The organism is Devosia sp. LC5 (assembly GCF_000735585.1).
Lineage (GTDB): Bacteria > Pseudomonadota > Alphaproteobacteria > Rhizobiales > Devosiaceae > Devosia.
Genome location: NZ_JNNO01000002.1, coordinates 102363 through 123605, shown reverse-complemented (window position 1 = coordinate 123605; position 21243 = coordinate 102363). Strand labels below are relative to the sequence as shown.

Annotated in this window: 21 protein-coding genes; 2 read left to right on the top strand and 19 right to left on the bottom strand. The window is 63.1% G+C overall.

Translation table 11 applies throughout. From position 1 onward, the window contains the following. Positions 1-35 precede the first annotated feature (35 nt). From FF80_RS02245 to FF80_RS02165, 17 genes are all read right to left on the bottom strand, one after another. A complete protein-coding gene (locus FF80_RS02245) occupies positions 36-710 on the bottom strand; it encodes an RES family NAD+ phosphorylase (RefSeq protein WP_035097211.1) in 675 nt (224 codons plus the stop codon). Then, on the bottom strand, positions 707-1237 hold the full coding sequence (locus FF80_RS02240) for an MbcA/ParS/Xre antitoxin family protein (RefSeq protein ID WP_035097210.1): 531 nt from the start codon (positions 1235-1237) through the stop codon (positions 707-709). The genes FF80_RS02245 and FF80_RS02240 overlap by 4 nt, the downstream gene beginning before the upstream one ends. 279 nt (positions 1238-1516) lie before the next feature. Next, positions 1517-2797, bottom strand: a complete 1281-nt coding sequence (locus FF80_RS02235; RefSeq protein ID WP_035097208.1) for a branched-chain amino acid ABC transporter permease — start codon at positions 2795-2797, stop codon at positions 1517-1519. Next, complete coding sequence (locus tag FF80_RS02230; RefSeq protein WP_035097207.1) at positions 2794-3798, bottom strand: branched-chain amino acid ABC transporter permease; 1005 nt, start codon at positions 3796-3798, stop codon at positions 2794-2796. The genes FF80_RS02235 and FF80_RS02230 overlap by 4 nt, the downstream gene beginning before the upstream one ends. A gap of 7 nt (positions 3799-3805) precedes the next feature. Next, positions 3806-4510 (bottom strand): ABC transporter ATP-binding protein, encoded by a 705-nt coding sequence (locus FF80_RS02225; protein WP_035097206.1) that lies wholly within the window; start codon positions 4508-4510, stop codon positions 3806-3808. Next, the gene (locus FF80_RS02220) at positions 4510-5289 is read right to left on the bottom strand and encodes an ABC transporter ATP-binding protein (protein WP_035097205.1); all 780 of its coding nucleotides are present in this window, start codon (positions 5287-5289) and stop codon (positions 4510-4512) included. The genes FF80_RS02225 and FF80_RS02220 overlap by 1 nt, the downstream gene beginning before the upstream one ends. 125 nt (positions 5290-5414) lie before the next feature. After that, complete coding sequence (locus tag FF80_RS02215; RefSeq protein ID WP_035097204.1) at positions 5415-5780, bottom strand: methylglyoxal synthase; 366 nt, start codon at positions 5778-5780, stop codon at positions 5415-5417. Between the two features lie 39 nt (positions 5781-5819). Next, positions 5820-6227: a hypothetical protein gene (locus FF80_RS02210; protein WP_160172778.1), complete on the bottom strand. Its 408-nt coding sequence runs from the start codon at positions 6225-6227 to the stop codon at positions 5820-5822. Positions 6228-6290: 63 nt separating this feature from the next. Next, positions 6291-7997: a methyl-accepting chemotaxis protein gene (locus FF80_RS20795; RefSeq protein ID WP_052153080.1), complete on the bottom strand. Its 1707-nt coding sequence runs from the start codon at positions 7995-7997 to the stop codon at positions 6291-6293. An 11-nt stretch (positions 7998-8008) separates the two neighbouring features. Further along, on the bottom strand, positions 8009-8278 hold the full coding sequence (locus tag FF80_RS02200; protein ID WP_152558230.1) for a hypothetical protein: 270 nt from the start codon (positions 8276-8278) through the stop codon (positions 8009-8011). Positions 8279-8595: 317 nt separating this feature from the next. After that, positions 8596-10665, bottom strand: a complete 2070-nt coding sequence (locus FF80_RS02195; protein WP_244445682.1) for a methyl-accepting chemotaxis protein — start codon at positions 10663-10665, stop codon at positions 8596-8598. A gap of 82 nt (positions 10666-10747) precedes the next feature. Further along, positions 10748-12805 carry a methyl-accepting chemotaxis protein gene (locus tag FF80_RS02190; RefSeq protein WP_052153078.1) on the bottom strand — a complete coding sequence of 686 codons (2058 nt, stop codon included), beginning with the start codon at positions 12803-12805 and terminating at the stop codon, positions 10748-10750. 159 nt (positions 12806-12964) lie between these two features. Continuing rightward, positions 12965-13354: a response regulator gene (locus FF80_RS02185; protein WP_035097253.1), complete on the bottom strand. Its 390-nt coding sequence runs from the start codon at positions 13352-13354 to the stop codon at positions 12965-12967. Positions 13355-13456: 102 nt separating this feature from the next. Then, on the bottom strand, positions 13457-14503 hold the full coding sequence (locus FF80_RS02180; RefSeq protein WP_035097200.1) for a chemotaxis response regulator protein-glutamate methylesterase: 1047 nt from the start codon (positions 14501-14503) through the stop codon (positions 13457-13459). After that, positions 14500-15345, bottom strand: coding sequence for a protein-glutamate O-methyltransferase CheR (locus FF80_RS02175; protein ID WP_035097199.1), 846 nt, complete (start codon positions 15343-15345; stop codon positions 14500-14502). Before FF80_RS02175 ends, FF80_RS02180 begins: the two co-directional genes overlap by 4 nt. Positions 15346-15386: 41 nt before the next feature. After that, the gene (locus FF80_RS02170; protein WP_035097198.1) at positions 15387-16898 is read right to left on the bottom strand and encodes a methyl-accepting chemotaxis protein; all 1512 of its coding nucleotides are present in this window, start codon (positions 16896-16898) and stop codon (positions 15387-15389) included. 133 nt (positions 16899-17031) lie between these two features. After that, positions 17032-17622: a hypothetical protein gene (locus FF80_RS02165; RefSeq protein WP_052153077.1), complete on the bottom strand. Its 591-nt coding sequence runs from the start codon at positions 17620-17622 to the stop codon at positions 17032-17034. Between the two features lie 169 nt (positions 17623-17791). Here FF80_RS02165 and FF80_RS02160 point away from each other — a divergent pair, with 169 nt between their 5' ends. Next, positions 17792-18145: a hypothetical protein gene (locus FF80_RS02160; RefSeq protein ID WP_152558229.1), complete on the top strand. Its 354-nt coding sequence runs from the start codon at positions 17792-17794 to the stop codon at positions 18143-18145. 111 nt (positions 18146-18256) lie between these two features. Here the strand turns inward: FF80_RS02160 and FF80_RS02155 are convergent, their stop codons facing one another. Both FF80_RS02155 and FF80_RS02150 read right to left on the bottom strand, forming a co-directional pair. After that, on the bottom strand, positions 18257-19879 hold the full coding sequence (locus tag FF80_RS02155; protein ID WP_035097196.1) for an ABC-F family ATP-binding cassette domain-containing protein: 1623 nt from the start codon (positions 19877-19879) through the stop codon (positions 18257-18259). Positions 19880-20023: 144 nt separating this feature from the next. Further along, positions 20024-20728, bottom strand: a complete 705-nt coding sequence (locus FF80_RS02150) for a glutathione S-transferase family protein (RefSeq protein WP_035097195.1) — start codon at positions 20726-20728, stop codon at positions 20024-20026. 108 nt (positions 20729-20836) lie between these two features. On the opposite strand from FF80_RS02150, the gene FF80_RS02145 reads away from it, so the two are divergent. Next, a complete protein-coding gene (locus tag FF80_RS02145; RefSeq protein ID WP_035097193.1) occupies positions 20837-21187 on the top strand; it encodes a helix-turn-helix domain-containing protein in 351 nt (116 codons plus the stop codon). Positions 21188-21243 lie beyond the last annotated feature (56 nt).

Below are 21243 nucleotides of genomic sequence, written 5' to 3'. Positions count from 1 at the left end.
CACGACCTCGTCCTTCGACGGGCTCAGGATGAGGTCTACTGCGTCTCCAGCCGCTTGACGGCAATTGCAGCCGTGCTGACATCCACCGTCACATCCAGATGCTCGCCCTGCACCACGTCGAGCACTTTTGAGGGGCGGTAGGCGACGACATTGGTGCCGTCCTTGTGGCGCAGACTGTCATAGACCAGGCCATCGCCGCCCCCGGCGCGCTCGGCCTCGCCAAAGGCCTGGCTGGCGGCATAGTCGGTGCCGTCATACAGCGCGGGTCGCTCGGCCTGTTGGCCGCGCAGGTCGAGATAATCGCCCTCAAGGCGGCAATGATAGGTCCGATAGGTCCGCGTCATGGCCGGAACATCACGGGCCACCAATTCGCGCCGCAGATGGTGGGCGACTTCGCTCACCGCGGTATTGATGGCGGCGGCGGCATACCAGGCGCCGAGGTCAGGTCCGGCAAAGCGGGTGCCGCCCGGCGGGGCATGCAGGAACGCGGCCATGATGATGCTCGAATTGGCGCGCCCGAACGCCCATTCGCTTTCGGGCAGGCGGCGCAATCTCTCACTCACCAGCCGGTCATTGGTCCAGCCGGCCAGCTCCATGACCGCTTCGAGATCCGCCGGCGTGCTCACGGTGTCGAACAGGCCGATGGGCGGAAATTGCGAGGGGATCAGGCGATAGCACGGCCGGGGCGCCGCAATGCGCTGCTCGCTCATTGCCAGACAATGGCCTCGTCACCCAGCGGCGCAAAGTCCTGATCGACCCTATTGGGCGGCATATAGAGCCCGCCCCGCGCCGCATCGAGAAAGCGCCGCACCAGCAGCAGGCCATCCTGGCTCCCGCTGGTGATCAGCGCCAGCGGCGGCTGGCCGCCAAACACCGGGGCAGCATGGGGCCCGCGCAACCAGGCCAGGGCCTCGGCCTGATTGGCAAACAATACGCCCAGCGCCTGGTGAATGCCCAGGACGGCGGAAATCCGCGTCAGCACATCGGCATCGAGCAGCAGGCTTTCCTGCGCCCGCGCGTGTCGCATCCAGAGATAATAGGTCGAGCGCGCCGGATAGCCCAGCACCAGCCGCCGCTGTTCCTCATTGAGCCCCCATAGATCGGCAATGGCGAGAAAGCTGCGCAAGCCTGGCCCGCTCAGGCGCCGCCGGTTCTGCGGCAGGAAGCGGGCCGCATCCAACAGGTCGGGGCCGGGGGCAATGGGCTGTTGCGATATGATACGGGCGATGCGGGCCATCTGCGCCTCCAGTGTGCTGGAGGGAGATATAGTCCAGTTTTAGACAAAGTGCAATATTGGACATTGCTGGGATAAGAAAACAGGGGGTTCCGCTTTCTCCACTCCCGCAATGAGCCCCAGTAGACCTCATCCTGAGCCCGTCGAAGGACGAGGTCGTGGCAACTAGCCTCCACTCGCCCGACCTCGTGGTTCGACAAGCTCACCATGAGGTCTACGGGAGCGCAAAAACGGAAATCCCCGCTTTCGCGGGGATTACACAGGGCACCAAACGCGGAAAAATCACCCCTCCCGCCGCACCACTTCGGGGATCAGGCCCTTAGGCGCAAATCTGAGGGCGATGGTGATCACCAGCCCCAGCACGAAGACCCGCATCTGGGCCGAGCGTGCTTCGATATCGGGGATGGCGCCCCAGCCGGCCGTGCTCGACCAATAGGAGACGACATCGAATACTGCCTTGGCCAGTGGTTCGGAGATGACCCAGATCAGCCAGATCAATACCGCCCCGAACACCGCGCCCCAATTATTGCCGGCGCCGCCCACGATCACCATCACCCAGATCAGGAATGTGTGGTTGATCGGCTGGTAGCTGGAGGGATCGAAGATCTGCACGAAGCTGACCAGCATGGCCCCGCCAATGCCCATCAGCACCGAGCCGAAGACGAAGATTTCGAGCTGCCGCGCGGTGACATTCTTGCCCATCGACGCCGAGGCGATGTGATTGTCGCGAATGGCCCGCATCATGCGGCCCCAGGGCCCGGCATAGGCGCGGGAGATCAAAAGGATCGCGATGGCCAGCACGGCAATGGCCAGCAGGAGGAAACCGCCGCGTGCCAAGAGCAGCGCTGGTTGCCCGCCGCCCGCATAGGCATCGGGCAATGGCACGGGCCAGGGAATGGGCGAGACGGTCAGCGTGCCACGCGTCAGCCAATCCATATTCTTGATCAGCGCCCGGATGATCTCGGAAATGCCAATCGTGGCAATTGCCAGATAATCGGTGCGCAGGCCCAGGCTGATCTTGCCGACGAAATAGGCAATGGCTGCCGCCAGCACGCCGCCGAACAGCCAGCCCAGCACGGGATGGGCGCCCAGGCCCCCGACCCATTTGCCGCCGGCATCGGATTCGATATAGGCGGCGGCCGGATCGATCTGGCTGCGATAGATGCAATAGGCCACAAACCAGGCGATGACCGTCAGCACGGTCTTCCACTTGCCGGTTATGCCAGCGCGATGGCTCTGCCGCGCGGCCAGCACCAGCAGCGCCCCGGCGAAAAAGGCCAGCAGCGCCCGCCCCAACAGCCAGGGGCCATCGGCGCCCCAGAATTGCGGATTGACCGGATAGGAAATGAAGGTGACGGCAAAGCCGCCCACCATCAGGAAGCCCATAATGCCGAAATTGAACAGCCCGCCATAACCCCATTGCAGGTTAAGTCCCAGCGCGATCAACGCATAGGCGGCGGCTTCAACCAGACGCGAGGAGGTGAAGGGCAGGCCCATCACCCAACCGATCACCAGGATCAGCGCGAACAGCCCGGCAAAGAGCGTGAGGGAACGCTGGATCATGACGAGGCTCCCTTGAAGATACCCGTGGGCCGCACCAGTAGCGTCACCACGAGGATGACGAAAGCCACGGTGAGCTTATATTCGGTGGGCACGAACGCGAGCGTCGCCGGCAATTGCAGCCATTCAGGCAGGATGGCATTGAGTGGGCGCAGCACCATGGTCCAGTTGAACACGGCCAGCGATTCGGCAAAGCCGATCAGCAGGCCACCGGCAATGGCGCCATAAGCCTGGCCGAGGCCGCCCACAATGGCGGCGGCAAAGATAGGGATGATGATGTTGAAGGCCAGATCGGGCTTGAGCGTCACGTCCAGCGCCAGCATGGTGCCGGCCATGCAACCCAGCGCCCCGGCAATGATCCAGGTCACCCGCACCACCAGCGCCGTATTGATACCCGACACCTGCGCCAGGTCCGCATTGTCAGCCATGGCGCGCATCGCCTTGCCCAGCCGCGAGCGGGTGAGGAAGAGATGCAGCGCAATCACCGAGAGCGCCGTCACCACGATCATCAGCAATTGCGGCTCGGTGATCACCAAAGGCCGGGTCGAGCCGAAAGCGCTCAGATCGACGCGGAACACGTCCTTGGTTTCGGTTTCAAAGAACGAATAGGAGCCGGCGCCGAAGAACAGCCGGATCAGGCCCTGCACCATCAGCGTCACGCCGATCGAGGCGATCAGCAGCGTCACGGGCTTCGCGCCCCGCTTGCGCAGCGGCGCATAAAAGCCCTTGTCGATACCCAGCGCGAAAATTGCCGAGATCACCATGGCGATGGGCAGGACGACAAAGCCCATCGGGATAGGGGCGGTAATGCCCCAGGCGGCAAAGGCGCCAGCCAGCAAAAAGGCAAAAAACGCGCCCGAGGTCATCAGCTCGGAATGGGCAAAATGGGCAAAGCGCAGAATGCCGAACACCAGCGTGATGCCGACCGCGCCCAGCGCATAGATACAGCCCAGCACCGCGCCGGAAATGACGACCTGGTTGATGAAGAAAATGAGTTCTGTCATGTCAGTCCTAGCCCCCCAAAAAGCTCTTGGCGACTTCGGGGTCGGCGATGAGTTCGGGGCCGGTGCCGGTGAAGCGGTTCTGCCCGCTGGCCAGCACGAAGCCCTTGGAGGCGAAGGCCAGCGCCTGGCGAGCGTTCTGCTCGACCATCAAGATGCCGACGCCTTCTTTGTTGACGCGCACGATGGTCTCGAAGATCTCGATGACATAGCGCGGCGACAGGCCCGCCGAGGGCTCGTCCAGCATCAGCAGCCTGGGCTTGCTCATCAATGCGCGGCCCATGGCCACCATCTGGCGTTGCCCGCCCGATAGCTCACCCGCGGGCTGGCGGCGCTTTTCCGCCAAAACCGGGAACATTTCGTAAACCCAAGCCATGGTGGCGCGGAAATCGTCCTTGCGGGTGAAGGCGCCCATTTCGAGGTTCTCCTCGACGCTCATCGAGGTGAAGACGTTCTTTTCCTGCGGCACGAAGCTCAGGCCCTTGGGCACCAGCCGGTCGGGCAGCGAATTGGCGACATTCTCGCCGCCGAATTCGATGGTGCCGCCGGTGACCTTGAGCAGGCCGAAAATCGCCTTGAGCGTGGTGGATTTGCCCGCGCCATTGGGGCCGACGATCACCCCGATATCATGCGGCTCGATGGCGATATTGACGCCATTGAGGATCGGCGCGCCGCCATAGCCGCCGACGACGTGCTTGAGTTCGATCAGGGCCATTATGCTGCTTCCACCGGGGTGCCGAAATAGGCCTCGACAATGGCCGGATTGGCGCGGATTTCAGCCATCGGACCCTCGGCGATCTTCTCGCCGGCCGCCATCACGATGACTGGGTCGCACAGCCGCCCGATCAGGTCCATATCGTGCTCGATGACAAAGAAAGTGTAGCCCAATTCCTTGTTCATCCGCTCGATATTGGCGGCAAGGTCATTGAGCAATGTCTTGTTGACGCCGGCCGCCACCTCGTCGAGCAGCACCACCTTGGCATCCACCATCATGGTGCGGCCCAGTTCGAGCAGCTTTTTCTGGCCGCCCGAGAGATTGCCCGCCAGCTCATTGCGCACATGGCCGAGCTTGAGGAAATCGATGACGTCGAGTGCCTTCTTGCGCACTTCGGTCTCGCGCGATTTGGCCAGGCCCGGCCGGAACCAGGCATTGGCCAGATATTCGCCCGGCTGGTCGCCCGGCACCATCATCAGGTTTTCCAGCGCCGTCATATTGGAGAATTCATGCGCAATCTGGAAGGTGCGCAACATGCCGGTGCGGAATAATTGGTGGGGCTTCAGCCCCGTCACATCCTGCCCGTCAAAGATCACCTGGCCGCTATCGGGCACGATATTGCCCGCCACGATATTGAACAGCGTCGATTTGCCCGCGCCATTGGGCCCGATCAATCCTGTGACCGAGCCGCGCCGAACCGAGAGCGAACAATTGTTGACGGCGGTCAATCCGCCAAAGCGCTTGCTGACGTTGCGAACGTCAATAACTACATCAGACACCCAAACCCGTTCCGTTTTCCTGATCTGCCACGCCCGGTTCATTGTCCGGGGCTATTTTGTGGCATCTGCTCATAACGGGGGCAGGTGGTCAACCGGAAGCGCGCCCGGCCAAAGTGGAAACCGGTTTACTGTACGGCAGCCAGAACCGCATCGGCGGTGGGTTTGTTGTTGGCCAGCAGTACATCGTAGAGTGTCGCCAGCCGGGTCAGGGCTTTGACGTCCACATCATGGGGCTGGGCGGACAGCGGATCGATGAAAAAGATCAGCACATCCAGCCGGCCTTCGCAGATCATCGCGCCAAGCTGCTGGTCGCCACCCAGCGGCCCGCTTTTGAGCAAGGTCACCGGCAGGCCGGTCGCCGCCATGACGCGCCCGCCCGTGGTGCCGGTCGCCCACAATTCATGCTCGCCCAGCTTGCGCTTATGCTGGCTGGCCCAGGCGCACAATTCGTCCTTCTTGTCGTCATGTGCCACGAGACCAATCCGCGCCATTGCCTAAACTCCTACAAGCATTGGAGCTTTCAAGCATGCTCACCGCTGCAGGGCAATGGCTTCGGCGATCAGGATACCGATTATGTCGATGGGAATTTCCGCGCCCGGCAGCATGCGGATGAAGCGCCCTTTCTTGAGCCCTTCGCCCTGGAACAGCCCGTGGTCATTATCGAGCAGCCGCCCCTGTTCGAAATAGAGCGACACCCGATCGGGATGCGGGAACAGCGCGCAGACATGGCCGGCTTTGGCATGACGGAAATTGATCGATTTCCAGCCGGTCTTGACCTCGCCCGACAGCCCCGGATGAGCCGCAACCAGGGCCACCAGCCGCCGCGCCAACGCGGCCGCCGGCTCGGGCAAGGGCGCCAGCAAGGTATCCAGCTCGCTTTGCAACGGCGCGCCTGGCAACTGGCGCTCGGCCTGTTCAAACTTGCGTACAGCACGCATCATCGGGCTCCCGGCGCTGGTCTGCGCCAAAAAGCCTTAGCGTGCTGCTGCTGACAGCCCGTGTCAGGAAGCCAGCCGTACCCGCCCGATTGCCGGGGCGAGCCATGACCTGTCCTCGGTGCGGAACACTTCGATAATGGTGTCGAGTTCGGCCGCCTGCGCCTCGGTCTGCTCGATGGCGGCATTGGTCTGTTCCACCAGGGCCGCATTGTGCTGGGTCATCTCGTCCATCTGCCGCACCGCGGCCGTGACCTCCTGCAGGGCCGAGGATTGCTGCTTGTTGGCATGGGCGATGGAATCGATCAGGCTCGAGCTTTCCTGCGCCACAGCCAGGATATCGAGCAGCTTTTCGGCCGCCTGCCCCACGAGTTTTGTGCCGCCCCGCACCTCCTCGGCGCTCGCTTCGATCAATTGCTTGACCTCGGCCGAAGCCCCCGCCGCCGATTGGGCCAGCCGCCGCACTTCGATGGCGACCACGGCAAAACCCTTGCCGGCATCGCCCGCTCGCGCCGCTTCGACCGAAGCATTGAGCGCCAAAAGATTGGTCTGGAAGGCGATATCGTCGATCAGCCCGATAATGTTGGAAATCCTGGCCGAACTGGCCTCGATCCCCGCCATCGCCGCATTGGCCTCGTCCATCACCTGCCCGCCTTCGGTGGCGGTATGGGATACGGCCTGTGCCTTGCTGCTGGCGGTTTCAGCCCGTTTGGCATTTTCGAGCACCGCATTGCTCAATTGCTCGATTGCCGCCGTGGTTTGCTCGATGGTCGCCGCCTGCTTGATGGTGCGTTCGGACAGGTCATTGGCCCCCGACAGGATTTCCCCCGTCGCGGTGCGCAGCGAGCCCGACGTGCCCTTGAGCCTGTTGACCAGCTCGGACAGCGTATCGACCACTTTATTGGTATCGGTCTCGAGCTTGGCAAAGGCGCCGCGATAATCCCCATCCATGCGCCGCGTCAGGTCGGTATCCGCCAGGGCCGTCAGCACCATGCCGGTTTCGGCGACGCCACGCTCGACCGTACCGAGCAGCAGGTTGATTGCATTGGCCAGCCGGTTGAGATCCTCGTCGGGGAAATCGGCCACGATCCGGTGGCTGAAATCGCCGGCCACGGCCGCGTCGACCACATCGCCAAAGCCCGATTGCAAGGTCTGCATCAAGGCGGCGCGGGTCTGGCTGGTTTCCAGACTCTCCTTGACCGTCTGGGCATGCTGGCGCGCCGTCGCGGCCTCGGTCTCGGCTTCGTCGGATTTGAGGTTCGCCAATTGCAGCAGTATTTCCGTATTGCGCGTCATCCACACCAGCGCCAGCGCTTCGGCAACCAGGATCACCGCATGCAGCACGACCCGGTCGAGCCCCGCGCCGCCATAAAACACCATCTCGCTCCAGAACAGGCCCAGCCCCAGATGGTGCAAAGCCACCAGCGCCGCGCCGACCAGTATGGCCTTGATGTCATAGAGCAGCGCGCACATGGCGAGCGCCGCAAAGAAGGCCATATGCATATCGACCTGCTGGGGATGCCCGCGCATGGCGATCAAGGTCGCCATGACCTGCGCCATCAGCACCGATACGGCCAGATAGCGGAAGGCCGGTTGATGGCGAAACAGCGCCAGCCCCGCCACCAGCGCGATCAGCGTCGTGACCGCCAGAATGCTTGCCAGCCCCGGCCCACCCCAGCGCACCACATCAATGCCCAGCGCCGAAGCCGCCAGCACCGCGCTCATGGCGCACAGCCCAATGGCGGCCTGCATGCGAAACTGTTCCAGATTCATGCCGTGATTCATCAGCTCAGGCCCCCCGTGCCCGCGCAAAGACCGATTGCTGCAATTGTGAACCACGCGCCCTGGTCACGCACCCGCGCGGTAAAGCCCTCATCCAGCCCATAGGCCACGATGACATTGGGCAGCCGGCTGGTATCGACGATCCGCCCACCCGCCTCTATCACCGCGCCCAGCACCTCGGCCTGGCTCGTCCAGGGGGCAAAAACCACCCCCATCTCGCCCTGCTTTGGCGGCACATGCACGGCGGCGAAGGCAATAAAAATGGTGAACATCGCCACGGCACCTGCCGGCAGCAATTGTCCCAATTGGCTATCTCGTCGCGGCTCACCAGGACGCATTGCGTCGCTCGCACCTTTGAGAATGGCTAATTTCTTAAATTAAACAGAGGCTTGATAGCGATATCGTGCGCCCAATAGGTTAACGGGCGCTTTCGGCAGGACTTGGCAGCGCAACGTATGCCGCGATCTACGACGGGACGGTATCACGTGAGAGATCCGCCCTTTCGCCTCCCTCCCCCTTGAGGGGAGGGAGGGCAAGAACCGATGTCCTGTCCGTGCCAGAGCCTAAAGGCAAGCAGTCCAAAACCAGCCTAGAACTCGTTCCAATCCGCCGCGATAGCCGCATTGCCCTGGCTGAGATAGGAGCGGGCCGCAGCCTGTACCCCACCGCGTACCGGCGCCGGAGCGCGAGACACCGGCGCCGCAATGCGCACCGGGCTTTGCTCGAGCGTAAACACATCCACCACCTGATCGAGTTGGGCCGCCTGGGCCTCGCTCTGCTCGATGGCGGCGTTCATTTCTTCCACCAGGGCGGCATTATGCTGGGTCATTTCGTCCAGCACCCGTACCGAGGTGCTGACCTCGCCAATCGCCATGGCCTGCTCGCGGCTGGCCTTGGCAATCGACTGCATGATCGCCGTATTCTGATCCACCGCCGCCAGCATGCCCGCTAGTTGCTCAGCCGCATTGGACACGAGCTTGCTGCCGCCGCGCACTTCGGTGGCGCTCTGCTCGATCAGCGCCTTGACGTCGGAGGAGGCCGACGCCGCCGACTGCGCCAGGCGCCGCACTTCGACGGCCACCACGGCAAAGCCCTTGCCGGCATCGCCCGCCCGCGCCGCCTCCACCGAAGCGTTGAGCGCCAGCAGGTTGGTCTGGAAGGCGATGTCGTCGATCAGCCCGATAATGTTGGAGATCTTGGCCGAGCTTGTCGTGATGCGCTCCATGGCCGCATTGGCCTCATTCATGGTCACTCCGCTCTGCGCCGCGCTCTGGGAGACCAATTGCGCCTTGCCATTGGCGTCTTCGGCCATGCGCGCGTTCTCGGCGACGGTGGCGGCCAATTGCTCCATGGCCGCCGAGGTTTGCTCGATGGTCGCCGCCTGCTTGGTGGTGCGTTCGGACAGATCGTTGGCGCCGGAGAGGATTTCTCCCGTCGCGGTCTTGAGCGCGCCCGAGATCGCCTTGGCGCCGCCGACGATTTCGGTGAGCTTGTCGGTCACCGCATTGGTATCGCCCTTGAGCTTGGCAAAGGCGCCCTGATATTCGCCATGCATGCGGCGCGTCAGATCGGTATCGGCCAGGGCCCCCAGCACTTCGCCGGTTTCGCCCAGGCCGCGATCGACGGTTTCGACCAAAGCATTGACGCTCCCGGCCAGCGCATTGAGCTCGGGATCGGGAAACTGGGCATGCACGCGCTTGGAGAAATCCCCGGCAATCGCGGCATCCACCACTTCCCCGAAGGCGGCCTGCAGCGCCACCATCATATCGGTGCGCTCGATCCGGCGGCGCGCCGAGGCCGCGCGCTCTTCTTCGCTCATCTGGCTGACCTTGAGCCCGTTTTCGCGGAACACTTCAACGGCCTTGGCCATGGCGCCGATTTCGTTACCGCGCCCGGTATAGGGCACATCCGCCTCAAAATCGCCATCGGCAATGACCGCCATGGTTCGCGCCAGCCTGGGCACCGGCGCCATCATCAGCCGCGACACCAGATAGCCCAAAGCGCCCAGGGCAATCAGAATCGCCGCCCCAACCCCGAGCAGCAGCTTCAGCATGTCATAGATGACCGCCTCGACCTGCGCCTTGTCGGTGCCTACGAACAGCACGCCGATCGGCTTGCCGCTGCGGCTGAGGATGGGCTGGTAGGCGGTGTAATAGGGCTTGTCGACCACTACGGCCTCGCCGAAATAGGGCGTGCCCGCCAGCATGGCGGCATAGGCGGCACCATTTCTGTCGAGCGGCGTGCCCACGATCGGCGCTCCGTCGGCTCCGATAATGGTGGTCGACTTGCGCACGAAATCGGCTGTCGCCTCGTCCCAGACGAAAATCGTTGCGGCTTCGCCGGTCACCCGGGCGATGGAATTGACCAATTCGTCCTTGCCGAACTGGCCCGGCATCATCCAGGTGCTGATCGCCTCGAGTTCCCCCTCAGGCGTCCAAGCCACATTGGTGTCAGGCATGCCGCCCTTGAGAATGGTCGCAGCAGTTTTGATCGCCTTGACCTGGCCCTCCATCGCCTCCATCCGCACCGAAGCGCTGAGCGATATGAACATGGCCAGGCTGACCGCGGCGACCGAGACGATGACTGCCGAAATGACCAATGCGGCAATGGCCGTGGTCATCTTTACATTGCCGAAGAACCGGCCGAAGCGTTTGAACATGCCGAACTCCATTCGCCGCGCTCCATGAACGTGGCCAGACCTGGTCTGTTTACCTCAAATCGATTAGCGCCGTATTAGCGGCCTAGAAGGCTTCCCAGTCGCGCGCCAAAGCGGTGTTGCCGCGGACCAGCCCGCTTGCAGCGCTTTTGAGCCGCTGTTGCAGGCCACGGGCACCACCGTCATCCCGCCGCACCGGCTGCTGCTCTGCCGTTTCGATGCGGAACACATCAACGATCCGGTCCAGTTCCACGGCCTGCCCCTCGGTCTGCTCGATGGCCGCATTGGTCTGTTCCACCAAAGCCGCATTGTGCTGGGTCATCTCGTCCATGGTGCGCACGGCCGTGTTGACCTCTTCGATGGCCGAAGCCTGCTCCCGGCTGTCCCGCGCGATGGATTCGAGCAATGCATTATTGCCGCGCACGCCTTCCAGCATGGCCTTGAGCTTGCTGGAGGCGTCACTGACCAGCTTGCTGCCGCCGCGCACTTCGCCGGCGCTCTGCTCGATCAGTTTCTTGACGTCCGAGGAGGCCGAAGCCGCCGATTGTGCCAGGCGCCGCACTTCCACGGCGACCACGGCAAAACCCTTGCCGGCATCGCCAGCCCGTGCGGCTTCGACGGAAGCATTCAGCGCCAGAAGATTGGTCTGGAAGGCGATATCGTCGATCAATCCAATGATATTGGAAATCTTGGCCGAAGATTCGGTGATCCGCTCCATCGCCACATTGGCCGCATCCATCACCTGGCCGCCCTCCTCGGCGGTGCGGGTGACTTCGGATGCATTGGCGCTGGCATCCTTGGCCCGCTGCGCATTGGCCAATACAGTCGAGGCCAGCTGCTCCATCGCCGCCGAGGTTTCTTCGATCGTCGCTGCCTGCTTGGTGGTGCGCTCGGACAGATCATTGGCGCCGGAGAGGATTTCTCCCGTCGCCGTCTTGAGCGCGCCGGAAGTATGCCGCAACTGGCCGACCACTTCGGTCAGTTTATCCGCCACGGCATTGATGTCGGTCTTGATGGTCGCGAACGCGCCTTCATAATCGCCCTGCATCCGCTGGGTCAGGTCGGTATCGGCCATGGCGCCGAGCACTTCGCCCAGTTCCGACACGCCGCGATTGAAGGTCGAGACCAGGTTGTTGACGCCGCTGGCCAGGCTATTGAGTTCGGGATCGGGGAATTCGGCCGTCACCTGCCGGGTAAAGTCACCTGCCACGGCCGCATCGACCACTTCGCCGAAGGCCGATTGCAGTTCGGCCATCATCTGCTGGCGGTTTTCCTGGTCGGCAATGATCCGCGCGGCTTCCGCTTCGGTCATCTGGCTGACCCGTAGCCCACTCTCGCGGAACACTTCCACGGCGCGCGCCATGGCGCCCACTTCATTACCCCGGTCGGTAAACGGCACGATCGTATCGAACTTGCCCTCGGCAATCTCGTCCATCGCGCCGGCCAGGCGCGGGATGGATCTGGTGAGCCAGCGCGACACCAATAGCGCCACGCTGCCCAGCACTGCCAGCAGCACCGCGCCGATGATCACCATATTGAGTGCCGAGGCGCGGGCCGTTACTTCGGCCGCGCCGGCATCGCCGCCGACAAAGAAGGCGCCGAGCAATTCCCCGCTGAGATTGGTAATGGGCTGGAAGGCGCCGTTGAAGCGGGCGCCCTGCATGCTGACTTCGCCGGCATAGGGCTGGTTGGACGCCAACGCCACAGCCTCGGGCGAAGCCGCGTCGAGCGCAAAATCCTTGGCCCTTGTCCCATCCGGCAGGACGAAGCTGGCGGTCTTGGCGGTAAATATCCCGGTGGCCGGGTCAAAGGCGAAAATCGCCGAGGCATCGCCGGTCACCCGGGTCAGCGCATCGACGGCGGCGGTGTCGTAAAAGAACGGGATCGCATAGGTCTGGAAAGTGGCAATGCCGCCCGCATCGGCCCAGGTCACCACCGAGCCCGGCAGGCGTTTTTCATAGACCGTGGCCGCGACCTGCAGGTCCGACGCCTGCTTGGCGATGCTGGCCCGTGTCGCCTGCCCGCGCAGATCGACATAGACCGTAGCCGTATAGGCAATCACCGTCACCGCAATCGAGGTCAGGGCCAAAGCGGCAATCGCCGTCGTCAGCCGAATATTCTTCAGTCCTGCAAATAGTTTCACTGCCGCCAAAGCGCCCTTCTGGACGCCCCCTCCCAAACTGGCGTCATCCTAGGGCCGGGACCTTAAATTAAAGTTGCACTGGTATGGTAGTTTGGCAGCCGCAAAACAAAGGGCGCTCATTGGGCGCCCTTTGTTCATTGCAATAATGCTGGAAAACTATCAGCTCAGCGCGCCGATAACTGCTTCGATGCGCTTTTTCATCGTCGTCGCGTCGAACGGCTTGATGATGTAATTGTTGACGCCAAAGGAAATGGCCTCCTTGACCTGTTCCTTGTCGGAACGGCCGGTCGCCATGATGAAGGGCATGGCCTGGGTGCGCGGATGCTTGCGGATCACCTTGAGCAGGGTCAGCCCGTCAATATCTTCCATGTTCCAATCCGAAATGATCAGATCGACATTGCCTTTTTCGAGCTTGCCCAGGGCATCGCGGCCGCTCTTGGCCTCGATAATGTCCTTGAAGCCCAATTGGGTGAGAATATATTTGGCAATACCGCGCATGGACTGCTGGTCATCGACCACGAGAACGCTGACAGCGCTGGCTTTCGGCATGGTTTTGGTCACCTTCTGGTTTTCGGGGCCACTCCCGAACTGACTGAAAACACTTAGAGAAGAAGCGTTACAAATCCCTCAATCGCTTCCTGCGCTTTGTCCCTATGCGGCGGTCTTGAGCCTGACCAATGCATGGGCGAGACGCCCCGCCATCGTTTCGATCGGGGCCTGTTCGACCACCGCGCCTTCCTCGAACGCCACGCGCGGCATGCCATAGACCAGTGCCGAAGCCTGGTTCTGCCCCAATGTATAGGCGCCCGCGTCGCGCATCAGCTTGAGCCCGCGCGCCCCGTCGCGCCCCATGCCGGTCAGGATTGCGCCCACCGCCATGGGCCCGACGGCCTTGGCGACGGATTCGAACAGCACATCGACACTGGGCCGATGCCCGCTTTCCAGCCCATCCTCGCCCAACCGGCATTTGAGCTGGCCGGAGGACCGCTCGACCCGCAAATGCAATCCGCCCCGCGCCACATAGGCATGACCGGGCAGCAGCGGCATGCGATCCTGCGCTTCCACCACCTTGATGGCACAGAGTTCGTCGAGCCGCGCGGCAAAGCGGGTGGTAAAACCCGCCGGCATATGCTGGGCGATGACGATGGGCGGGCAATCGAGCGGCATATCCACCAGCACGGCCCGGATCGCCTCGACCCCGCCGGTCGATGCGCCGATGGCGATGAGTGCGCCGGCCGGCGCCGCCGCCGTCTTGATCGCCACTTTGGGCGCTTCGATCCGGCCGGCCCGGCCGCGCACATCCGAACGCGCAGCGGCGCGGATCTTGTCGCGCAGCCCGGCGCCAAAGGCTTCGATACCGCCCTCATATTCAGCGCTCGGCTTGGCGACAAAATCCACCGCGCCCAGTTCGAGCGCCAGTAGAGTTTCGCTGGCGCCCTTCTTGGTCAGCGTCGAAACCATCACCACCGGGGTGGGCCGCAGCCGCATCAGCCGGTCGAGAAAATCCAGCCCATTCATATTGGGCATTTCGATATCGAGCGTCACCACATCGGGATTGAGCGCCTTGATCTTTTCGCGCGCGTCGATCGGATCGGTGGCGGTGCCCACCACGTCGATATCGCCGTCACGCGACAGCATGCGGGTCAACACTTCGCGGATCAGCGCGGAATCGTCGACGACCAGAACCTTGATACTCATGCCGCCTCCCTTTTGCCCAATGCGAGCCGCGATTGATAAATCGTCTTGCCGACCAGCCGGAAATCGCCGCCGCCCGCGCCCAGATTTTCCGAATGCCCGATATAAAGGAACGCCTCGGGCGCCAGCATCTTGCCCAGCCGGCCGAACATTTCGCCCTGGGTCGGCTTGTCGAAATAGATCGCCACATTCCGGCAGAAAATCGCGTCGAACGGCCCCTTCATCGGCCAGGGACCGATCAGGTTCAGCGGCTTGAACGACACCAGTTCGCGCGCCGAAGCCGGAATTTGCAGGCCGCCACCCTCGCCCCGCTCGAACAGGCGCTGCCGCTCAGGCGTCAGCCCGCTCAATTCACTATCGGGATAAAGACCGCGCGCCGCCTTGGCGATCACCGCTGTATCGATATCGGTGGCCAGGATCTTGAAATCCCAGCGCTTGAGTTCGGGAAACGCCGCCAGCAGGTCCAGCCCGATCGTATAGGGCTCCTGCCCCGTCGAGCAGCCCGCCGACCAGATGCGCAGGCGTGTGCCGCGCGGCCTGTGGGCGATCAGCCCGCCGACATGGCTGCGCAAATGCTCGAAATGGTGGTCCTCGCGATAGAAGCGGGTGAGATTGGTGGTCAGCGCATTGACGAAATTCTGGCTGTCCTGTGCCGTGCCGCCCCGCTCAAGCAGGTCGACATAGGCGTCAAAACTGGCCAGGCCCAATCCGCGCACGATCTTGGAGAGGCGGGAAATGACCAATGTCCGCTTGGCATCGCTGAGGGAAATGCCGGCCACCGCATAGACGCGGCTTTTGATCCGCGAAAACTCCCGTTCGCTGAGGGATATTTCCCCGTGATCCATGAAGACGTTCCCCCAATAAGCCAGCCATTCTGGCCTGCCTGTTATGCGATCAGCCGCTGGCTGGGGATGGCATCCTGCTCCCGCACCGCGTCAAACGCCTCCATCCGCCCGGCCAGCCGCTTGATCGCGGTCTCCCCGTCATCCAGAGTTGCGGTGATCGTATCGGTTTCATTGCTTAGATTGCGTAAATGCCCGCCCAGCGCCGCAATGACTTTTTGCAGCGACTGGGCATGGGCCAGACCGGTCTCGGCCTGGCCCCGGCCGCGGCTGACCACGCTGCGGATTTCCATGGCCGACTTGTTGGTCAATTGCGCCAGCATGCGCACTTCATCGGCCACCACGGCAAAGCCCGCGCCCTTCTCCCCCGCCCGCGCCGCTTCGACCGCCGCATTGAGCGCCAGAAGATTGATGCGGAACGAAACATCCTCGATGGCACCGATCATTTTGGCGATTTCGGCAGTCATCTGGTCGATATCGCCGACCGCGGCATGGGTGCGCCCGGCCGCCAGCTCCGCCTCGCCCGCCAGCGCCCGCGCATCGCGCTCGGTCGCGCGAGCCCGCCGCACCAATTCTCCTCCGCGCTGCAGCGCCTGCCCGCCCGTGTCCAGATCATCGGCCGCGCCGCTGGCAAAGCCGGCAAAGCGGGCGGCGCGATTTTCGAAGGCGCCGATCAACCGGGCCACGGCGCCCAGCTTGCCCTCCAGCATCGCGCGCGCTTCCACCGCATCGGCCAGTTGGGCTTCCATCGCCGCAAGGAAATCGGCCAATTCGCGCGCCTGCCGGCCCAGCGCGCCCACGCCCATTGGACCGCTATCGCCCGCCAGCACGCGATCGATCTGCTCCAGGCCTTCATCCACCGCCTCAATGCCCCGATTGAGGCTGGCCAGCGCCCGATTGCGCGCTGCGGCATCGGCCTCGAAACGGAAACCGGTCTGCCCGGCCGCCATGGCGGCGGCATAGGCATCCAGATCATCGTCTTCGATATAGCAACCGGCCGGGATCAGCTCGAGCAGGAACCGCCCGGCCGCAACCGGCCGGCGCATCACCTCGAACCGTTTGGTGCCCAGCGCCACCATCCCCTGTTCGGGGGCCCCGCCGCCCGATTTGAGATAGCCGCTGCCGAATAGTCCATCCAGCGTGCCGCCCGGCACAGCCTCTGGCGCCAAAGCCCGCAGCCCCGCGCTGGCCACGACAATGCCTCCGGCATCGTCGGCCACCAGAGCGCATTGCTGCAGCGCCGCGATCCCGCTCTTGAAATGATGTGCCGCCTCCAGCCGCCGGTTCATCTTTTCCACAATGTCGGTAATGGCCAATGGCCCCCGTGGGCGCTCGGTGAGCCCTGCCGCCAGCGCGATGGCGCCCAGCATGGCCTGTTCGCGCTGCGCCGCCATGGCCACCGCCAGCACCGTGCCGGCAAAGGCCAGCCCGGCCGCCACCACGCTGGCACCGAACCAGGCAAGGCTCCACCCCAGAAATGGCAACAGGCCAAGCGCGGCAGCAAAGGCCGCCAGCCACAGCCCGCCAGCAATCAGCGCCAGGCGCAATGTGTGCATGAGGCGCGTGTTCCGCAAATCAGCCGAAGGGGTTTCAACATGAAAAACCCTAACGCCGAAATGGTTAATCAAATCTCTATGGCCGCCTACGTGTATAACACTTCGCTAAGCCAAGTTGAGCGGAGGTAAACTCCTAGAACAATTCGATATCGTCCGCCGGCGGCCGCACCACCACGCGCCGCTTGGCAATGGCGATTTCCTCGCGCGCCACATTGGCGCCCATGTCACTATCGAGCCGTTTGACGAAGGCCCGCCCCGAATGCGGCTTGAACAGCACGCGCCGCGCATAATTGCCGCCCACATCCTGGCCGGCCAGCACATAGCCTTCATCGTGGAGGAACTGGCGCACGAACTCGATATTCTTGGCGCCCACATCGTCCAGCGCCGAATTGATCTTGCCGCCACCGAACACCTTGATTTCGAGATTGGCCTTTTTGCCGCTGCCCAGGCCCAGCACCTTGTTGATCAACTGTTCCATGGCAAAGGCGCCATAGCGGGCCGAGGCGCCATAGCGGTCGCGCGCGGCGCCCGATTGCTCGGCCAGCAGGAAATGGTTCATGCCCCCCACCTGGGCGACACGGTCGCGCACACAGGCCGAGATGCAGGAGCCCAATACGGTGGAATAGGTCAGGTCGGCCGCGGCGGACACATGGCAATCGCCCTGATGCACGGTGGTGACCACGCCGCGGTCAAATTCAGGCGGCAGGGAACTGGTCATGGACATAATAGGTGGTCAAAATCCGCTGGGCGCCTCTTGCCGCCATACTGGCGCAGAACTCGTTAGCCAATCGCTAACCACGTGCCCCTGAGCCCCCGCTCTTCGCAATTTCAGCAAGAAGAGCTTTAGAAAGATTGGGCTAGGGTGCCGGCATCAGGGTAGGGTTCATTCGATAATGTCACTTCAAAAACTCGCGCGTGAGTTGGACGAGACTGCGCGCCAAACCGCATCCATGCTGGAGGGCATTACCGAAGCACTCGACCTGCTGGCCGCCAATGACCTCAAGAACCATCCCGCGATCAAGCAGGCGATGCAGATGATCGTCACGGCCTTGCAGGGCCAGGACCGCATCGAGCAACGCTGCCACAATATGGCGCTCGCCGTCCGCCAGTTCGCGCTGCTGCCGCCCACCGCGCCCGATAGTGTCTATGACGAAATCTGGGAAAGCCTGACGCTGGACGAACTGCGCGTCCCCGCCCTTTCCGGCATCGCTGCCCACCAGAGCCATGGCGACGCCGAACTGTTCTGAACCCATCAGAAAGACTGACAATCAGGCGCCGCAAGGCGCCTTTTCCGTTTGTGGCTGTCGCGACAGAACCGATCGATATTCGGCTCAGGCCTGCTGAATGGCGATTGGTTCTTAGCTGCGCAAGCCCGGCGCTTCCTGCCCGGCGCTCTGCACATATTCGGTATAGCCCCCGCCATAGACATGCACGCCCTCCGGCGTCAGCTCCAGCACGCGGTTGGATAGAGCCGCGAGGAAATGCCGGTCATGGCTGACGAACAGCATCGTGCCCTCATAGGCGCTGAGCGCGGTGATCAGCATTTCCTTGGTTGCGATATCGAGATGGTTTGTCGGCTCGTCCAGCACCAGGAAGTTCGGTGGATCGAACAGCATCATCGCCATCACCAGCCGCGCCTTCTCGCCGCCCGAGAGCACCCGGCACTTCTTCTCGATCTCGTCGCCCGAAAAGCCGAAGCATCCGGCCAGCGCCCGTAGCGGCGCCTGGCCCGCCTGCGGGAATGAGCTTTCCAGCTGCTGGAACACCGTCAGCTCGCCATCGAGCACATCCATGGCATGCTGGGCGAAATAGGCCATCTTGACCGATGGCCCGCGCGACACACTGCCCTGGTCGGGCTCGGCCGTGCCGGTCACCAGCTTGAGCAGCGTCGATTTGCCGGCACCATTGACACCCATAATGCACCAGCGCTCACGCCGCCGGACATGGAAATCGAGCCCGTCATAGATGGTGCGGCTGCCATAGCTTTTCGACACGCCCTTGAGCAGGGCCACGTCCTCGCCCGAGCGCGGCGCAGGGCGGAATTCGAAATCCACCACCTGGCGACGCTTGGGCGGCTCGACGCGGTCGATCTTGTCGAGCTTCTTGACCCGGCTCTGCACCTGCGCGGCATGGCTGGCCCGCGCCTTGAAGCGGGCGATGAAGTCGAGTTCCTTGGCCAGCATGGCCTGCTGGCGTTCGAACTGCGCCTGCTGGTTCTTTTCGGCAATCGCGCGCTGCTGCTGGTAGAATTCGTAATTGCCCGAATAGCTTGTCAGCGCGCCGGCATCGATCTCGATGATCTTGGTGCAGATGCGGTTCATGAATTCGCGGTCATGGCTGGTCATGAACAAGGCGCCGGGATAATTCTGCAGGAATTTTTCGAGCCAGATCAGGCTTTCCAGATCCAGATGGTTGCTCGGCTCGTCCAGCAGCAAGGCGTCGGGCCGCAGCAGCAGGATGCGGGCCAGGGCCACGCGCATCTTCCAGCCGCCGCTGAGCGCGCCCACGTCGCCATCCATCATCTCCTGGCTAAACCCCAGGCCATCGAGCACTTCGCGCGCCCGCCCATCAAGCGAATAGCCGTCCAGTTCCTCGAACTGGTGCTGCACCTCGCCATAGCGCTCGATAATGGCATCCATCGCATCGGCCTTGTCCGGATCGCCCATATCGGCTTCGAGCGCCCGCATTTCGCTGATAAGCGCACTGACCGGCCCGGCCCCATCCATCACCTCGGCCACCACCGGGCGGCCACTCATCTCCCCGACATCCTGGCTGAAATAGCCGATAGTGATGCCCCGATCGGCCGAGACCTGGCCTTCATCGGGCTGTTCCTCGCCGGTGATCATGCGGAACAGCGTCGTCTTGCCCGCGCCATTGGGCCCGACCAGCCCGACCTTTTCACCCCGCAGCAGCGTGGCGGAGGCGTCAATGAAGACGATCTGCTTGCCATTCTGCTTGCCGATGCTGTCGAGACGGATCATGGAAAAGTAACCTGCGCGCTGCGGCCCGCCCGAACGCGCGACCTGAAATCAAGGCCGACCGTTAAGCACCGACAGCGCGCTCGCGCAAGCCGGCGCGGCGCATTGGCGCAATGCGAAAGAGCGCCCGCGGGCGCTCTTTTTGTTTCAGGCGCCGAAACGCTCGATCACCTCGGCCAATGGCACCTGCCCCAGATTGGCGCCGGAGCCGGCCGGATGCTCGCCATTTTCAATGGCGGTCGCGTAGATCACGGCCGGCTCGGCTTCGATGCGCCGGCGCAGGGCGGCGAGCTTTGGCCAGCGTTCCGGCTCGGCAACACCGTGATAGTCCAGCCAGCGCACGACGCCAATCAACACGCCATCGGCCAGGCTCGGGCGATCTCCGACGAGGAAGGAGCTATCCCCGATCATCGCCTCGAGCCTGTCATGCCGGTTGATCACCAGCTCCCGGCCAAAGCGGCGCAGATTTTCCTGCAGCTCCGGATCGGGATTTTCCATTTCCAGCGCCGCCCAGAGCGGGGTGAAGGCGCCGGTAAAGCCGGTATTGATGAAGGCCATCAACTGATGCATGCGATCGGCCTCAGGCGAACGCGGCTCAAAGCTGATGCGCCGCGCGCTGTCGCGGGCTTCGAGCCAGGCGGCAATCGCCATGGTCTCGGTCAGGGGCCGCCCCGCATCGGTGATGAGAGCGGGGGTTTCATGCCGTGCATTGATACGGGCATAGGAGGGCTCGCGCATTTCGCCCAGCATGTCGACGCGGCTGAGGCGATAGGGTTGCCCCAGCCATTCCAGCGCCGCGACAAGCCCCATCGAGCTTCCCGCCGGGAAGCCATAAACAAGGATCGGTTCCAATTTTTTCTCCGTGATTTGGGGTCACGCTGGCCAGCGGAACTGGAACTTAGGCATTGCCGCGCTTAAGTAAATTACGCATGTTTTTGTAACCACGCCGGAGCCCGCCCGATGAAAGACCTCGTTTCCGCCTGCCCCATCGAGGATGTCATGCGCGTGCTCAGCGGGCGCTGGCCCACGCTGCTGCTCTATTATCTCAAGGACGGCACCAAGCGCTTCAGCGATCTGCAGCGCGACAATCCGAGCATTTCCCACCGCATGCTGACGCTGGAATTGCGCAAGCTGGAAAAGGCCGGCATTGCACGCCGCACAATGTTTGAAGGCTATCCGCTGCGCGTCGAATACGACCTCACCGAAACCGGCCTCAAGCTGATCCCCCTGATCGACGCCCTGGGCGATTGGTGGCAGACCGCTGCGCCAGCCAGCAAGAAAGTCGCCGCCAGGTCCCTCGAAGCCGTGTGAGTTGTTGGCGCCCTGGTGCTCAGCGCGCAGCAACAAAAAGGGCGCCATATGGCGCC

Coding starts and splice junctions, on each gene's coding strand:
- FF80_RS02245 (WP_035097211.1), bottom strand. CDS start 710: ATGAGCGAGCAGCGCATTGCGGCGCCCCGGCCGTGCTATCGCCTGATC.
- FF80_RS02240 (WP_035097210.1), bottom strand. CDS start 1,237: ATGGCCCGCATCGCCCGTATCATATCGCAACAGCCCATTGCCCCCGGC.
- FF80_RS02235 (WP_035097208.1), bottom strand. CDS start 2,797: ATGATCCAGCGTTCCCTCACGCTCTTTGCCGGGCTGTTCGCGCTGATC.
- FF80_RS02230 (WP_035097207.1), bottom strand. CDS start 3,798: ATGACAGAACTCATTTTCTTCATCAACCAGGTCGTCATTTCCGGCGCG.
- FF80_RS02225 (WP_035097206.1), bottom strand. CDS start 4,510: ATGGCCCTGATCGAACTCAAGCACGTCGTCGGCGGCTATGGCGGCGCG.
- FF80_RS02215 (WP_035097204.1), bottom strand. CDS start 5,780: ATGGCGCGGATTGGTCTCGTGGCACATGACGACAAGAAGGACGAATTG.
- FF80_RS02210 (WP_160172778.1), bottom strand. CDS start 6,227: ATGCGTGCTGTACGCAAGTTTGAACAGGCCGAGCGCCAGTTGCCAGGC.
- FF80_RS20795 (WP_052153080.1), bottom strand. CDS start 7,997: ATGAATCTGGAACAGTTTCGCATGCAGGCCGCCATTGGGCTGTGCGCC.
- FF80_RS02200 (WP_152558230.1), bottom strand. CDS start 8,278: ATGTTCACCATTTTTATTGCCTTCGCCGCCGTGCATGTGCCGCCAAAG.
- FF80_RS02195 (WP_244445682.1), bottom strand. CDS start 10,665: ATGTTCAAACGCTTCGGCCGGTTCTTCGGCAATGTAAAGATGACCACG.
- FF80_RS02185 (WP_035097253.1), bottom strand. CDS start 13,354: ATGCCGAAAGCCAGCGCTGTCAGCGTTCTCGTGGTCGATGACCAGCAG.
- FF80_RS02180 (WP_035097200.1), bottom strand. CDS start 14,503: ATGAGTATCAAGGTTCTGGTCGTCGACGATTCCGCGCTGATCCGCGAA.
- FF80_RS02175 (WP_035097199.1), bottom strand. CDS start 15,345: ATGGATCACGGGGAAATATCCCTCAGCGAACGGGAGTTTTCGCGGATC.
- FF80_RS02170 (WP_035097198.1), bottom strand. CDS start 16,898: ATGCACACATTGCGCCTGGCGCTGATTGCTGGCGGGCTGTGGCTGGCG.
- FF80_RS02165 (WP_052153077.1), bottom strand. CDS start 17,622: ATGTCCATGACCAGTTCCCTGCCGCCTGAATTTGACCGCGGCGTGGTC.
- FF80_RS02160 (WP_152558229.1), top strand. CDS start 17,792: ATGTCACTTCAAAAACTCGCGCGTGAGTTGGACGAGACTGCGCGCCAA.
- FF80_RS02155 (WP_035097196.1), bottom strand. CDS start 19,879: ATGATCCGTCTCGACAGCATCGGCAAGCAGAATGGCAAGCAGATCGTC.
- FF80_RS02145 (WP_035097193.1), top strand. CDS start 20,837: ATGAAAGACCTCGTTTCCGCCTGCCCCATCGAGGATGTCATGCGCGTG.